This window comes from Streptomyces sp. L7, from assembly GCF_050990935.1.
GTDB lineage: Bacteria > Actinomycetota > Actinomycetes > Actinomycetales > Microbacteriaceae > Leifsonia.
Genome location: NZ_CP194644.1, coordinates 2,652,254 through 2,667,018 on the forward strand (window position 1 = coordinate 2,652,254; position 14,765 = coordinate 2,667,018).

Consider the following 14,765-nt stretch of genomic DNA (forward strand, 5'->3'; position numbering starts at 1 on the left):
CCACTTAGCGCGCGTCCTCGCGCTGCGCCGCGTACCACGCCGCGACCTGTGCCCGGGAGTGGAACCCCAGCCGCAGCCGGATGCGCTCGACGTGACCCTCCGCCGAGCGCTCGTCGATTCCGAGGCGGTCCGCGATCTCGTGGTTCGTGCGGCCGTCCGCGATGAGGGCCGCGACCTCCGTCTGCCGTTCGGTGAGGCTCCCGGCTCCGCGGCGCGACGCGCGGAGGCCGAGGAAGCGGCGCACCGTCGCCACCAGTGCGTGGGCGTCGCCCGCGTACGGCAGGTGCGACCGGCCGGGGAGCACCACGAGCTCTGCGCCCGGGATGCCGGCGGCGAGCTCCCGGGCCTGCGCGAGCGGCGCCGCGCGGTCCCGGTCGCGGTGGACGACGAGCGTCGGCGCGCGCACCCCGCCGAGGACGTCGCCGATGTCGATCCGGTAGCTGAGCTCAAGGAGCGCGCGGGCGGTCGCCGCGTCCGAGGAGGCGCGCTGGTAGCGGCCGAACTCCTCGCGCGTCGTCGCGTGCGCGTCCGGCGCGAAGATGTCGGTGAGGACATCCGAACCGAGTCCCCAGTGCGACTCGACGAGCGCGAGGACATGGTCGCGCGCGCTCGGCGGCGACAGCCGGGCTCCGGACCGCCAGCCGCCGTAGAGCACCAGCCTCCGCACCCGTTCCGGATGCGCTGCCGCCCACGCCGCGGCGATCGGCGCGCCCATCGAGGACCCCATCAGGTCGAACGGCGCGGGTCCGGCGCTCACGGCCACGGCGTCCAGCTGCTCCAGCTCGAACTCCAGCGACGGCTCGCGCCCCGACGGCGCCGACAGCCCGCACCCGGCGCGGTCGTACCGGACCAGCAGGCAGCCCTGCGCGAGACTCTCCAAATAGGCGCGCTCCTCCGGGATCTCCCAGCTCAGCTGGAGGTGGCTCACCCACCCCGACACGTACAGCAGCGGGCGGCCGGACCCGGTCGTCGCGAACGCCAGCTCGGTGCCGCCCTCGGTCGTCAGCCTGCTGATCCGCTGCTGCATGCGTCCATTGTGCGGCGGGCGGCGTGGCTGCGGCACGAGCGTTGCGCCGTCGGACCCCGCGATTACGATGACCTCCGAATCGCGCGCTCCCCCGGCGCACGCAGGCCGGGCTCTCGATGGGGACCGGCACGATTCTCACCGCCGCCGTCCGGCATCCGGAGCGCTTCCGCCGACTCGTGCTCGGCCTCCCCCGACCGCGTGGGAGACGCGCCCCGCCCAGGCCGCGGTCTACGGTCAGATGGCCGACCTGCTGGAGACACAGGGCTGGGACGCGCTCATGAAGCTGATGGCGGCATCCGCTCTGGCGCTGCCGCCCGTGCTCGCCGAGCGCGGTGTCACACCGGAGCCGCAGCTGCGGCCCGCGACGGCTCCTGCCGTGCTGCGCGGCGCGGCGCTCTCCGACCTGCCGAGCCCGGAGCAGGTCGCGACGCTGCGGATGCCGGTGCTCCTGCTCCCCTGGGCCGGCGACGCGGGTCACCCGCTCTCGACCGCCGAACGGCTGCACGAACTCATCCCGGCCTCGGAGCTGTTCCTCGCCGAGGACGCCGCCGACGCGGACACCTGGCCGGACCGGGTGGAGGCGTTCCTCGCGTGAACTGAACGGGACAAGCGGGTGACGAGACAGGTGAATCGCGCCCGAACCGGTTGACCCGCCGGCTCTCTCCGGATAACGTCTCACGTCGTGAGCCGTCAGCCCGTGACCCGCACCGCCGTCTGGATGCGCGAACGCACGTGCCTGCCGTTGGTCCGGGTCGAGACGCCCGCTGCGGGCGCTGCGGTCACCGACCTGGCCGCCGCGCGAGGTCGGACCGAGCGACGTCGGACCGAGCGACGGGCACGACGGCGCACCCGCCGCGCGGCCTGAACGGGTTCGCTCGCCCGTCCGCTGCGCAGCTTCCGCGCACCCGCCCGACCGGCTACGTTCGTCGCATGCGGAAGATCGTGGTCTACGAGCTGGTGTCGCTCGACGGTGTCGCGGAGGATCCGGACGCCTTCATCCCGGACTGGGACGAAGACATGGACGCCGACCTCGGCGCCGTGATCGCGACGCAGGACGCCGTCATCCTGGGCCGGCGCAGCTACGACGAATGGGCGCGGTACTGGCCGGGCAGCGATATCCAGCCGTTCTCGGACTTCATCAACGGGGTGACGAAGCACGTCGCGACGTCGGCGCCGCTCGACCCCGAATGGTCGGGGGCGACGGCGATCGAGGGGGATGTCGTGGAGTTCGCCAGGCGACTGAAGGAGGGCGACGGCGGCGACATCGGCGTGCACGCCAGCATCACGGTCGCGCAGGCGCTCCTGGCCGGCGGGGTCGTGGACGAACTGAGACTCGTGATCGCGCCCGGTGTGGCGGAGGGTGGACGGCGGTTGCTGGAGGGTCTGCACGCGATGCGCTTCGAGACGCTCTCCTCGTCGATGTCGTCCACCGGGTATCTGATGGTCGGTTACCGGGTCCTGGCCTGACACATTCGTGCCGAATGTCGCCTGCGGCGACGTGAATCAGCACATTCGGCACGAATCGGCCGGCGTCGACCGCTACGCGGCGAGGTGGAAGGTGGTCGCGAAGCGGGTGAGGAGCGTGCGGGGGCCCTGGAGGACCTCCACCACCCCGGCGTCGAGGGCCGCCTCCGGCGTGAGCTCTCCGGAGATGAGCCGCCGGATGTCCGGCCCGCTCGCGAATGCCAGGTCGGCCGGCCCGTCCCCGCGGCTCACGGCCAGGCGCGGCCCCTCCACCTGGATGAGGAGGCCGTCGTCACCGAACCGCGCGCCGTAGGCCGTCGCCGGCAGCTCGGCGGCGACCTGCGGCTGGAAGGCGGTGCGCAACGAGATGGTCATGGAGTCCGGCGTGATGATCTGCTCGGCGCGCGGCTCCCCCAGCGCCTTGAACCCCCAGGCCCCGAACGCGAGCACGACCGGCTCGAGCTCCCGCCCGTACGGGGTGAGCTCGTAGAGGACGATGCGCGAGCGCGGTGCCCGGCGGATGATGCCGGCCGCCTGCAGCTCCTTGAGCCGCGCCGCCAGGATGTTGCTCGGGATGCGGGGAAGACCCACGGCGAGCTCGCCGTAGCGACGCGGCCCGACGAGCAGGTCGCGGACGATCAGCAGCGCCCAGCGCTCCCCCACGAGCTCCAGGGCCTGGGTGATCCCGTCGTACTGCCCGTAGTCGCGCGCGACCATCGGACCTCAGGCCTGCTGGTTCAGGTAGGCCTCGGGGCCCTGCTGCGCGGCGACCGGGTCCATCCAGCCGAACTCGAGGATGTTGCCGTCCGGGTCGGCGAGCTGCCGCTGGTACATGAAACCGTAGTCTGCGGCCGGTCGCTCCTCCACGCCACCGGCGGCGATCCCGTCGGCCACGGTCGCGTCGACGGCGTCGCGGCTGTCGAGCATGATCGAGGTCGACGCGGACACGGTCTTCGACGGCTCGCCGACCGGGCGGTCGGAGAAGGTCTGGAAGAACTCGCGCGTGACGATCATGAAGTAGTTGTGGTCCTCGTCGACGACGACGCACGCGGCGTTGTGGTCGGTGAAGAGCGGGTTGATGGTGAACCCGACGGCCTCGTAGAACGCCTTGGCGCGCTCCAGATCGGTCACCGGCAGGTTGACGAACATCATGGACATCGTGGGCTCCCTTGTCGTGGTGAGGTGTTGATACGGGTCATACTTGCAAAAAACAAGTACGTTGGTCAAGACCCTGTTTCACTCGCCGCGGCGCTGCCGCAGACCACCTACTCCGTCAACCGCCGCACCGTCAGCGCCTGCTCCGCGAACCCCACCGCGCCGTCCCGGTCGTGCAGCACCGACCGCGTGATCCCGAGCCCCGACGTCCCGAACACCACCTCCGTGTCCAGCCCGAGCCAGCCGCCGGACGGCGCCCGGTGGAGGTGGATGGTCAGGTCGACATTGGGGAACATCCAACGGGTGGGGTGCTCCCGCACGGCGACGCCGTTGGCCGTGTCGACCAGCGTGATCCACGCCGTGACCGGGTCGACCGCGACCCCCTCGATGAGCTCGCAGCCGGTCGACAGCCACACGGTCGCCCGGCCGGCCTCCGGCGAGCGGACGGCGCGGGTGTCGAGGGACGCCACGTAGCCGCCCTGCCACGCCTCCATCATCGACCACGGAGTGGCCGTCTCGGGCGCAGGCAGCGGGCCGGCGGCTCCACCGGCGACCTCGGCGCTGTCGAACGCGGACAGCAGCCAGGCGCGCGCTTTGACCGCGGTGCGGCCGTGGATGACCGCCGTCGCCTCCACCAGTTCGATGGTGCGGCCGGGGCGGATCGTCTCGACCGACAGCTCCACCTCGTCCAGCGCGAGGAAGCCGAGGATGTCGAAGCTGATCCGGGCGAGCTGCAGCGCGGGGCCGTCCGGGTTCGCGGCGTGGCGCAGGATGGCGTGCGTGATCAGGCCGCCCAGCGGGCTGAAATGCATCTCGTCGTCCGCCCAGGCGCCGCCGGCGTGCGGAGTGGGGGTGAAGGTGTTCTCGCTCCGCTGCACGAAGTAGGCCGCGGGGAAGGTGGCGTCGGCGTTCATCACCTCCAACGTAGGCGCAGGAGGCCCTCCCGAGCGAGACTGGAGCGTATGAGCAGACACGAACGCGAGCGCGAGGCCGCCGCCGAAGCCCAGCAGCGGGCGCAGGCGGAGGCGGCCATCGAGGCGACCGAGACCGACGACACCGAGGTGGACGCGGACGAAACGCTGGAGTCGGAGGAGGAGCCGGGCTAGCCTCTCACCCGGCGTGCCCCTGCACGAAGCGCGACGAGGGCGCGCCACCCTCCTCGGCTCGGCGCAGCCCCCAGTCGCGCACGAGCGGCGGGATCGTCGGGTCGTCCGGCAGCGTGATCGTGGTGGCGAGCCGGATGTCACGCGACGAGGCGCCGACCTCGATCGTGAAGTCCCCTCCCTCGCGCCGCCACAGGCCCGAGCGGCCGTCCGGCCGGGTCGACGAGGTGTCCCAGTACGCGAAATCCCGGCTCACCAGGTCGAAGGAGACCGTAACCGTCTCGCCCGGTTCCAACCCGACCTTCTCGAAGCCGCGGAGCTCCCGCACGGGGCGGTGCACCTCGGCCTCCGGGTCGCCGACGTAGAGCTGCACGATCTCGGCGCCCGCGACGGGGCCGGTGTTGGCGACCGTGCACGTCACCCGCACCCGACCGGAGGACGGGTCCACCACCTCGGCCTGGAGGTCGCCGTAGGCGAACCCGGTGTACGAGAGCCCGTGGCCGAACGGGTAGCGCACACCCCGACGCAGCGCGTCGTACCAGCGGTAGCCGATGAAGACGCCCTCGCCGTAGAGGACCGTCCCGCGGTCGCCGTTCCAGTTCGGGAAGCCGGGGGTGTCCTCGAGCGCGAGCGGGAAAGTCTCGGCGATCTTCCCGGACGGGTTCACGCGGCCGAAGAGCACGTCGGCGACCGCGCTCCCGACGGCCTGGCCCCCGAGCCAGGCCTCCACGACGGCGTCCACGCGGTCGTGCCACGGGTCCATCGTCACGGGCGAGCCGTTCGACAGCACGACGGTGAGGGAGGCGCCGGTGCGGTCGCGGAGGTCGGCCAGCGCCTCGATCAGGGCGACCTGGTCGGCGGGGAGGCCGAGGGTGAACCGGTCGTTGGCCTCCTGCTCGTGGGAGAGCGGGAGCCCGGCGAAGACCACGATCGCCTCGGCGGAGGCGGACGCGGCGACGGCGGCGGCCTCCTCGATGAGCTGTCGGGCACGGTCGGAAAGCGGTCCCTGCCGCAGACGCTGCACGGACTCCGCGACCCGCAACTCCTCGACCAGGTGCTCGGAGCGGCGGGCCACCGCGGGGCGCTCCGACTCCGAAGCAACACCGTGGGCACGGAACACCGCGGCGTTGTCGTCCTGGTACGCGTTCGTGGGGACGTCGATGTAGCCGGGAGCGTAGACCACCCGCTCCCCCGCGATCGCCCGGATCGCGTCGAGGGGCACGTCCACCCGAGTCGGATCGACGCCGGAGGACCCGCCGCCCTGGATGCGCGCGTCCTCGGCGAAGGCCCCGATGACGGCGATCGTGCCGCCGACCGCGATCGTGCCGCCGGTCTCCGCGAGCGGAAGCACCGCCCCCTCGTTGCGCAGCAGCGTGACGCACGCGGACGCCGCCTCCCGCGCCAGCGCGTGGTGCGCGTCGGCGTCGAGGAGGTCGAGCTGCGCGGAGCTCAGCCGGTCCCCCGGCGTGTGGCCGAGGTCCAGAACGGGGCCGTTGACGTGGTCCGCGCCGGGGAAGGTGCGGGCGACCAGCTCCAGGATGCGGCGCGCCGACGCGTCGACCACCGTCTCGTCGAGTTCGCCCGTGCGCACTGCCGCCACCACCTCCGCGACCGTGCGGCCGTGGGTGCCCGGCATCTCCAGGTCGAGGCCGGCGCGGAGGGCGGCGACCCGGTCGTGCACGGCGTCCCAGTCGGAGACGACCGCGCCGGTGTAGCCCCAGTCCTCGCGCAGCACCTCGGTGAGCAGCCAGCGGTTCTGCGACGCGTGCACGCCGAAGAGCCGGTTGTAGGAGCACATCACCGTCCACGGCTCGGCCTGGCGCACCACGCGCTCGAAGGCCGGCAGGTATGTCTCGCGCAGCGTCCGCTCGTCGGCGACGACGGAGATCCGGGTCCGTTCGATCTCCTGGTTGTTGGCCGCGAAGTGCTTCAGCGACGCCCCGACGCCCGCCGACTGGAGGCCGTCGACGTAGGCCGCGCCGAGCTCGCCCGCGTGCAGCGGGTCCTCGGAGAAGTACTCGAAGTTGCGCCCGCACAGCGGCGAGCGCTTCATGTTCACCCCCGGTCCGAGCACGACCTGCACGCCCTCGGCGCGCGCCTCCGCACCGATCGCGGCGGCGACCCGGCGCATGAGGTCGCGGTCCCAGGAGGCGCCCATCGCCGACGCGGTCGGGAAGCCGGTCGCCGGCACCCAGACCATGTCCACGCCGGTCTCCTTGCGCAGCCCGTGCGGGCCGTCGCCGACCTCGATCGCGGGAACCGGCGCGGGGAGCCCCGGTCGGTCGATCGCCTGGGTGAACCAGTCGTCGACGCCGGAGAGCAGCGACGCCTTCTCCTCCAGGGTGAGGGCGGCGAGGACGTCGTCCACGACGAAGGGAGGGGTCTGCATGGTGAGGTGGCCTTTCGGGGTGCCGTGGGGAAGGGAAGACGCGTCAGGTCGCCAGGAACGCCTCGGGGTGCTCGTGCCGAACGCGGGCGATCAGCTCGGGCGTCACCGCAACGCCGCCCTCCGCGAGCGCGTCGAGCAGGACGCCGTGCAGCGGCGACTCCGTGGCGACCGTCACGCGGGCGCCCGGCGCGACCCGGCGGAGCTCGGCCAGGAGAGCGTCCCGCATGGCCGGGTGTTCAGAGGTCGCGACCGACCCGTTCAGGAGCACCGGCAGGTCGCCCGCGGCGAAGTCCGCCCCGACGCTCCGGGCGCACCACTCCGCATAGCCGACGAAAGCCCTCGCCTGGTCGTCGACGATCGCGCGCGCGACTGCGTCGCCCTCCCCGGCGAGCGCGAGCACGAGCCGGGAGGCCTTCCACAGCTCGGTCCCGTCGAGCGCGCCGAAGCGCCGGGTGAAGACGTGCCGGAGCTCGCCGGCGTCGGCCACGCCGTAGTGCTCGCAGAGCACAGCCGTGAGTCCCGTCGCCGGGCCCATGCCCATCCACTCGCGGCACGCCGCCTTGAGCGCGCTGTTGCCGAGTCCCTGGCCGCCGAGGTCGTCGAAGACGTACCAGCCCGAGCACTGCTCGCGCCCGTCCGCCGACCGGGCGGCGATCGCGGGTCCGGTGCCGACCGTGATCGACAGCCCGACGCCCGTGCCGTCGATCAGGCGCAGAGAGGCGAAGCCGTCGTTCTTGACGCTCCAGCCGCCCATGTCCGGCAGCCGGGCCGCGATCCGCTCGTCCCAGAAGGACGCGTCCTCCGGATAGTCGACGCCGGCGAGCCGGAAGGCGGCGGACCGGATGTCCGCGACCGCCGCTCCCGCCTCCTCCAGCGCGGCCTCGACCGCGCCGAACACCGCCGTCTCGGCGACCTCGATGCTCGTCGCCCCGTAGATGTCGCCGCGTCCGCCGCGCCCGCGGCCGAGCACCGTGCCCGAACCGTCGACGATGATCGCGACCGTCTTGGAGTTGCCCGCGTCGACCGCGAGATACAGCGGCCCTGAGTCCGTGCGCTCCGCCACGTTCAGCGCAGCAGCCGCTCGGGCAGGTACGCACGGTGCGCATGCGCCATCTCGTCGTAGAGCTCCTCGGCCACGCGCAGCGTCGGGACCATCGGGTTCGCGGAGAGCGCGCGGATGCCGTCGGCGCGCGTGCCCTTCCACGCCGCCTCCGCCGCGAGATACTGGTACTCGGCGAGCTGCTGCACGAGCCCGCGGACCGCGTGCGGCAGCGGCTTCTGCGGCAGCGGGGTCACGCCGGAGCCGTCCACGTCGCACCACATCTCCACGACGACATCCTCGTCGAAGCCAGGCAGCACGCCGCCGGTGTTCGGGAGGTTGACCGGCAGCCGGGCGGGAGCGTCGTTGTAGTACGCGCTCATCACGTCGATCGCGAGCTCCAGCTCGTGGATGCCGCCGCGCGACCGGCGCGGGTCCAGCTCGGGGACGGCCGCCTGCGACTGCTCGTCGTAGTGCTCCCAGTAGCCCGGCAGCGCGGCCAGCAGGTCCTCGGCGCGGGTGGTGCGGGCACCCTGCAGCTCACGGAGGATCTCCTCGCGGAAGTAGTAGTACTGGAAGTAGTCGGCCGGCACCGAGCGCATGGTGACCGCGAGCTGCAGCATCCGCTTCTCCAGCGTGCCGAGCGTCGGGTCGTCCTTGCGGGCCTCCCACGCCGCGTCGAGCAGCGGCATGAGGTCCTCGCCGTCGTAGGTGTGCTCGGTCGACCAGCAGTTGTGGTTGACGCCCGCCATGACGACGTTCGCGCGCTCCGGATCGAGTCCGGCGGCGCGCAGCACCGTCTTGGGGAAGACGATCGGGCCCTCGCACATCGACCAGATCGTGCGGTCGGTGAACCGGGTGACGGCCTGCGAGACGATGTTGACCGGGTTCGTGTAGTTGAACAGGATCGCGTTCGGCGCGACGGCGTCGAGGTCGCGGATGATGTCCTCGTAGATGTGGATCGAGCGCAGCGACATGAAGAAGCCGCCGGGTCCCTGGGTCTCCTGGCCGATCACGCCGTGCTTGAGCGGGATGCGCTCGTCGAGTGCGCGGGCGGCGAAGTTGCCCGGGCGGAAGCTCGACAGCACCGCGTCCGCGTCGGCGAGGGCCGCACGGCGGTCGGTGGTCGACGTGATCGTGATGTCGAGGCCCTTCGACTGCGCGATCTTCTGGCCGATGGTCTCGACGGCCTTCAGCCGGGCCGGGTCGACGTCCTGGATGACGATCTCCGAGCCGTCGAACTCCTCGCCGTGCTCGAGGATGGACGCGATCGTCCCGGCGCCGCGGGACGATCCCCCGCCGATGTAGACGAGCTTGATGGAAGCCATGGGGTGAGTATTGCCTTTCTGGTGGCCGGCGGGCGGGGTGTCGGTGGAGGGGGGTTCAGCGGGTGGTCTGGAGCAGCTCGGCCGCGTCGCGGTCCACGAGGAAGCGCGCGTCGGAGCATTCGGAGAGCACGGTCGCGGGCCAGTCGGCCTCGTAGGAGTCCGCCGCCGCGAGCCGCCGCACAGTGTCCTGCTTGTGCTCGCCGGTGACGACCATGACGACCGAGCGGGAGAGCTCGCGGATGGTGGCGATGCCGACGGTCACGCCGAACCGCGGCGCCTCGTCCAGGCTGCGCAGCGTCGGGAAGGTGCCGAGGTTGTCGCGGCGGGTGTCCTCCCCGAGCGGGACGACGCGGGTCAGGGTGTCGGCGGCGGCGCCGACCGGGTTCAGCGCGACGTGGCCGTCGGAAGCGCCGGAGGCGAGCAGGAACACGTCGATCCCGCCGGCCGCGGCGAGCGCCCGGTCGTACTCGCCGGCTTCGGCCGCCGGGTCCGGGAACCAGAGGTTGGCCTCGGGGATGCGGTGCTCCGGGGTCGCCGCGGCGTTGAGGAGGCCGAGGATCTCGCGCCGGCCGAAGCCGACGCAGCTGTGCGGGAGGCTCGGGTCGATTGCGCGGAAGCCGTCGTCGGTCTCCTCCACGTACTCGTCCATCAGGGCGACGACGACGTGGGAGAGGTCGAGGTCGCGCTCGGCCACGAGCGCGGCGAGGTGCGCGTAGGTGGCGATGGGACTGCGGCCGCTCGGGCAGCCGAGGACGAACGTCCGTCCCTCGGCGGCCGCGGCGGCGATCCCGTCGGCGAGCTGGTGGGCGGCCTCCCGCCCGACGTCGTCGGCCGTGTCGAGGATTTCGGGCGCGATGCGCATGGGTACTCCTTTGTTGCTTCTGGTGAAGTGAGAGAAGGTGAGGTCTGCGCCGGTCACTCTTTGAGAGCGCCGTTGAGGACGCCCCGGATGAAGTGGCGCTGGAAGAACGCGTAGAGGATCAGCACGGGCAGCGCCACGATCAGCGAGCCGGCCGCGAGCATGTTGACGTCCAGCGTGTGCTGACCCTGGAAGACGCCGAGCGCGAGCGTCGCCGGCTGGATGCTCGGGTCCGCGATGAAGACCAGCGAGAGGAAGAAGTCGTTCCACGTCCACATGAACGACAGCAGCGCGAGCGTGAGCACCGCGGGCCGCGAGATCGGCAGCAGGATCTGCCACAGCATCCGCCAGCTCCGCGCGCCGTCCATCTCGGCCGCCTCGATCAGAGACTTCGGGACGGCCCGGAAGGTGGCCCGCATCCAGAAGACGCCGAACGGCACGCCCATCCCGATCTGGATGATGATCAGGCCCAGCCAGGAGTTCGTGAGCCCGAGCGACTGGAACGTGTAGTAGAGCGGGATGATGAAGACCTCGGCCGAGATCATCAGCCCGAACAGGATCAGCGGGAAGAGGACCTTCTGCCCGGCGACGCCGAGCACGCCGAAGGCGAAGCCGGAGAGGATCGCGAGCACGGTCTGGCCGAGCACAGCGCCGACGGTGATGACAGCCGAGGCGATCATGGCCGACCCGAAGTTGCCTTCGTTCCAGGCGGTGACGAAGTTGCCGAAGTGCAGGTTCAGCAGGTCGAGCTGCCCGCCGCGGTTCGGGCTGAGCGCGGTGAACACGAACCAGACCACCGGGAACAGCACGAGGATCGTGACGAAGATGAGAATGGCGTGGTTGAGGAGGCGCTCGGTGCGCGAGATCATGCGTCCTTCTCCTCGGAGAGTCGGGTGATGATGAGCGCGACGCCGAGGCAGACGATCGCGAGGACGATGCCGATGGCCGCGGCCATTCCGACATCCGGGTTGAGGAACGCCTTGCGGTAGAGCAGCAGCGCGGGCGTGGTGGTGGAGGTGCCTGGGCCGCCCTGTGTGGTGATCCACACCAGGTCGAACGCCCGTAACGCTCCTGTCACCGTGAGTGTGAGCGCGACAGCGACCTGGCCGCGGAGGCTCGGGAGGGTGATCGAGAAGAACTCCCGGATCGGTCCGGCTCCGTCGATGCGGGCGGCCTCGTAGAGCTCCGTCGGGATGGCGGCGACGCCGGCGACGAACAGCACCATGCAGAGGCCGAGGGCGGTCCAGGTGCCGATGACGCCCAGCGAGGGCAGCGCCCAGGTGAAGTCGCCGAGCCAGTTCTTGGCCAGGTCGCCGAGGCCGACAGCGCGCAAAGCGGAGTTGAGGGGCCCGTCCGGGCCGTAGATGCGCTTCCAGATCACGGCGACGACCACGCTGGTCAGCACCTGCGGGAGGAAGAGCAGCCAGCGGTAGGCCCCGCCGCCGCGGAGCTTGCCCCGGCCGAGCAGTGCGGCGGAGAGCAGGCCGAGCGCGATCGGCAGCACCGCGAAGAAGACGACCAGCACGAGCACGTGGCCGAGCGACTCGAGGAGGGCCGGGTCGGTGAAGAAGGAGACGTAGTTGCTCAGGCCCACCCACTTCGCGGTGGTCACGCCGTCCCAGCGGTAAAAGGAGTAGTTGACGCTCTGCAGGATCGGGACGATCACCACGAAGCCGTAGAACAGGAGGCCGGGTGCCGCGAAGGCGAGCCCGAGCCAGCGGCGGCGGCGCACCCGCGGTGTCAGCGTGCGCCGCACGGACCGCTTCGGCGCGCTGCGGCCAGGGGCCGCCGGTGCAGCGGCCGGGGCCTCCGGCCGCTGCACCACCTGGGACGAGGTCATCCCGTCAGCCCTGCTTCCGCTGGGTCTGGAAGGCGTCGTAGTCCTTCTGGCCGGCCGCGGCGAGCTGGTCGGGCGTGACCTGGCCGGCGTAGAGCTGCTGGAGCTGGCCGCCGATCGTGTCGATCATCGAGGGGGTCGACCAGTCGAAGTACGGCACGTAGCCGTTGCCCGCGTCGAGCTTCTGCTGGGCGCTGATCTCGGTGGCCAGCTCCGCGTTGCCGCTCGGCGTGCTCAGGCCCGAGTGCAGCAGCGGGAGGAAGCCGTGGCCGACCGCCTGCTGGGCCGCCGTCTTCGACGCCATGAAGTCGAGGAAGGCCGCCGCGGCGTCCGGGTGCTTCGACTTCGCCGAGATGGAGAGGTTGGCCGCGGTCGAACCGGTGCCTACGACCTTGCCGCCCTGCACCTGCGGGAGCTGGACGTAGCCCATCGTCTGCTTCTGCGCGTCCGAGAAGCCGAGCGAGCCGGTGTACTCGAACCGGAAGGCCGCCTTGCCGCCCAGGAACTCCGCCTGCGCGTCGGCGTACTGGACGCCCGGGTAGTTCGCGGTGAACCAGCCCGCGTCTGCCCACTTCTTGACGTCTTTGGCGGCGTCGACGATGCCGGTCGAGGTGATCGGGACCTTGCCGCTGGAGTAGACGAAGTCACCGATGTTCTTCGACGTCGCGTACAGGTCCTGCGTGGCGAAGAGGATGGAGGTGGCGGAGCCCTTGTCCTGCGAACCGTAGGCGATCGGGGTGATGCCGGCGGCCTTGACCGCTGCGGCGTCCTTCTCGAAATCGCCCAGGGTCTTCGGCACGGGGAGGCCCAGCTTGTCCAGGATCTCCTTGTTGTAGTAGAGACCGATCAGCGATGAACGCGCCGCCGGGGTGGCGTAGAGCGAGCCGGTGCCCATCGCCTTGCCGTCCGGGGTGAACTCGAGCTGGCGGGCGATGGTGTCCGGGATCTCCTTCTTCCAGCCGTACAGGTCGGAGTAGTCGTCCAGGTTGAGGATGCGGCCACCCTTGGCGAGGGTGCCCATCGACTGCCAGCCGTTGTTGACGAGCGCGATGTCCGGACCGTTCGGGTCGGCGAGGCGGAGGTTGAGGGTGTTCATCACCTGGCCCCAGTCCTGCGTGGTGCGCTTGATGGTGATGTTCGGGTGCTTCTTCTCGAAGGCCGTGACGACCGAGTCCATCCACTTGCCCTCGTCGCCCTGCCAGAAGTCGAGGATCTTGAGGGTGACGGGCTTGCCGGACACGTCTTTCGAGACGGCGTGCGAGGAGCCCGCGGCGCTGGAGCCTCCGGGTGCGCACGCTGTCAGGCCCAGGGCCAGTCCAGCGGTGAGCGCGAGCGCTCCGGCGAGGTGCCTCTTTTTCATGCGGGTCTCCTTTAACTCCACAGCAGGTGGTGGCGCCGAGATCCGGCGCGGAACCAACCGTAGCCATAACCAAACCAGATAGTCCATTCGAGAACCGAATTAACAGCCAACGGTCGAACTGGTATGGTCACCAGTGTGAAGACCCCGACGATCGCCGAGCGCGTGACCCGCGACCTCAACGCGTCCCTCAACCACGGCGTGTACCCGCCGGGCACGCGCCTGCCCGGCGAACGGCTGCTGGCCGAGAGCCTCCACGTCAGCCGGAGCACTATCCGCACGGCCCTGGAAGACCTGGAGCGACAGGGCCGGATCGCACGCTCGGCGCAGCGCGGCTGGTTCGTCCCCAGCCCAACGGTCGGAGAGCCGCCGAGCACGCTGCAGAGCTTCAGCGAGATGGCCCGGCTGCGCGGGCACACACCGACGGCGAAGGTGCTCGAGCAGAGCGTCCGGTCGGCCACCATCGACGAGGCGGAACGGCTCGGCATCGTCGCCGGCGCCGACGTGCTCGTGCTGGTGCGCTTGCGGGGGATGAACTCGACCCCGATCTGCGTGGACACCAACGTCATCCCGCTGTCGGTCGCGGCGCCGCTGGTGGAGGCCGACCTGAACGACGCGTCGCTGTACGAGTCGCTGCAGACGCTCTGCTCGGTCGACATCTACCGCAGCGCGTACAGCGTCCAGGCCGACGCGGCGAGCGCCGACATCGCCGGACTGCTGCACATCGCGTCGGGAAGTCCGGTGCTGATCGGGCGCGAGATCGCCTACGACCGCGCCGGTGGCCCGGTGCTGCTGGGCTTGAACACCTATCGGGGGGACGCGTACCGGTTCGAGGCGGACCTGTACCGGGCGGGCTAGAAGTCGCTGGGCCGACGGGGTCGCGTCCCGTCTACGCCCCGGACCGACCGGGTCCGCGCCGTTCTCCTCGCGGTGGTGCCGCACGAACTCCGCCTCCGACGAGAAGCCCCACTGCTGCGCCACCGCGCACACCCACCGCGCCCGCGGCGCCGGTGTGTTCACGACAGATTTAGAGGGGTCCTGCGTACCCGAAACGCAGGACCCCTCGACGGGCGCCCGACACCCGAAATCTCGGGAGCCCGTCGGGCGGAGGGACCACTGGGGGCGGGCCCTCCCTGGGGGGAACTGTCGGAAGCGTGTTCCTGCTGGGAGTATACGACCCGATTGGAACTTTAATCCAGGCTCTAGT

General features: G+C 71.1%; 15 protein-coding genes. 4 read left to right on the plus strand and 11 right to left on the minus strand.

The annotated features are described in order from the left end of the window. Window positions 1-4: 4 nt before the first annotated feature. Entirely contained in the window at window positions 5-1,027 is a 1,023-nt protein-coding gene (locus tag ACR5MH_RS13245; RefSeq protein WP_431347618.1) for an alpha/beta fold hydrolase, read from the minus strand. 238 nt (window positions 1,028-1,265) lie between these two features. Between ACR5MH_RS13245 and ACR5MH_RS13250 the strand changes: the two genes are divergently transcribed. Together ACR5MH_RS13250 and ACR5MH_RS13255 are read left to right on the plus strand one after the other, a co-directional pair. Continuing rightward, complete coding sequence (locus ACR5MH_RS13250; protein WP_431347619.1) at window positions 1,266-1,622, plus strand: alpha/beta fold hydrolase; 357 nt, start codon at window positions 1,266-1,268, stop codon at window positions 1,620-1,622. A gap of 335 nt (window positions 1,623-1,957) precedes the next feature. Continuing rightward, complete coding sequence (locus tag ACR5MH_RS13255; RefSeq protein ID WP_433861838.1) at window positions 1,958-2,494, plus strand: dihydrofolate reductase family protein; 537 nt, start codon at window positions 1,958-1,960, stop codon at window positions 2,492-2,494. Window positions 2,495-2,566: 72 nt separating this feature from the next. Here ACR5MH_RS13255 and ACR5MH_RS13260 read toward each other — a convergent pair whose 3' ends face one another. The 3 genes from ACR5MH_RS13260 to ACR5MH_RS13270 form a co-directional block, all read right to left on the minus strand. Continuing rightward, window positions 2,567-3,208 (minus strand): winged helix-turn-helix transcriptional regulator, encoded by a 642-nt coding sequence (locus tag ACR5MH_RS13260; protein ID WP_431347622.1) that lies wholly within the window; start codon window positions 3,206-3,208, stop codon window positions 2,567-2,569. Window positions 3,209-3,214: 6 nt separating this feature from the next. Then, the gene (locus tag ACR5MH_RS13265; protein ID WP_431347623.1) at window positions 3,215-3,649 is read right to left on the minus strand and encodes a VOC family protein; all 435 of its coding nucleotides are present in this window, start codon (window positions 3,647-3,649) and stop codon (window positions 3,215-3,217) included. 107 nt (window positions 3,650-3,756) lie between these two features. Further along, window positions 3,757-4,560, minus strand: coding sequence for a thioesterase family protein (locus ACR5MH_RS13270; protein WP_431347624.1), 804 nt, complete (start codon window positions 4,558-4,560; stop codon window positions 3,757-3,759). Window positions 4,561-4,608: 48 nt separating this feature from the next. On the opposite strand from ACR5MH_RS13270, the gene ACR5MH_RS13275 reads away from it, so the two are divergent. After that, window positions 4,609-4,752 (plus strand): hypothetical protein, encoded by a 144-nt coding sequence (locus ACR5MH_RS13275; protein WP_431347625.1) that lies wholly within the window; start codon window positions 4,609-4,611, stop codon window positions 4,750-4,752. A 4-nt stretch (window positions 4,753-4,756) separates the two neighbouring features. Here the strand turns inward: ACR5MH_RS13275 and ACR5MH_RS13280 are convergent, their stop codons facing one another. From ACR5MH_RS13280 to ACR5MH_RS13310, 7 genes are read right to left on the minus strand one after another with little or no spacing between them, the layout of a single operon-like run. Then, window positions 4,757-7,138 (minus strand): beta-glucosidase family protein, encoded by a 2,382-nt coding sequence (locus tag ACR5MH_RS13280; RefSeq protein WP_433861839.1) that lies wholly within the window; start codon window positions 7,136-7,138, stop codon window positions 4,757-4,759. Between the two features lie 43 nt (window positions 7,139-7,181). Continuing rightward, window positions 7,182-8,201 carry a BadF/BadG/BcrA/BcrD ATPase family protein gene (locus tag ACR5MH_RS13285; protein ID WP_431347628.1) on the minus strand — a complete coding sequence of 340 codons (1,020 nt, stop codon included), beginning with the start codon at window positions 8,199-8,201 and terminating at the stop codon, window positions 7,182-7,184. Between the two features lie 2 nt (window positions 8,202-8,203). Next, entirely contained in the window at window positions 8,204-9,505 is a 1,302-nt protein-coding gene (locus tag ACR5MH_RS13290) for a hypothetical protein (protein WP_431347629.1), read from the minus strand. Window positions 9,506-9,560: 55 nt separating this feature from the next. Next, window positions 9,561-10,367 (minus strand): 6-phosphogluconolactonase, encoded by an 807-nt coding sequence (locus ACR5MH_RS13295; RefSeq protein WP_431347630.1) that lies wholly within the window; start codon window positions 10,365-10,367, stop codon window positions 9,561-9,563. A 53-nt stretch (window positions 10,368-10,420) separates the two neighbouring features. Next, window positions 10,421-11,233 carry a carbohydrate ABC transporter permease gene (locus ACR5MH_RS13300; protein ID WP_431347631.1) on the minus strand — a complete coding sequence of 271 codons (813 nt, stop codon included), beginning with the start codon at window positions 11,231-11,233 and terminating at the stop codon, window positions 10,421-10,423. Beyond that, window positions 11,230-12,204, minus strand: coding sequence for a carbohydrate ABC transporter permease (locus ACR5MH_RS13305; RefSeq protein ID WP_431347632.1), 975 nt, complete (start codon window positions 12,202-12,204; stop codon window positions 11,230-11,232). Before ACR5MH_RS13305 ends, ACR5MH_RS13300 begins: the two co-directional genes overlap by 4 nt. Window positions 12,205-12,208: 4 nt before the next feature. Continuing rightward, window positions 12,209-13,561, minus strand: a complete 1,353-nt coding sequence (locus ACR5MH_RS13310) for an ABC transporter substrate-binding protein (protein ID WP_433861840.1) — start codon at window positions 13,559-13,561, stop codon at window positions 12,209-12,211. Window positions 13,562-13,696: 135 nt separating this feature from the next. On the opposite strand from ACR5MH_RS13310, the gene ACR5MH_RS13315 reads away from it, so the two are divergent. Further along, window positions 13,697-14,416 carry a GntR family transcriptional regulator gene (locus tag ACR5MH_RS13315; RefSeq protein ID WP_431347635.1) on the plus strand — a complete coding sequence of 240 codons (720 nt, stop codon included), beginning with the start codon at window positions 13,697-13,699 and terminating at the stop codon, window positions 14,414-14,416. The last annotated feature ends 349 nt before the right edge of the window (window positions 14,417-14,765 follow it).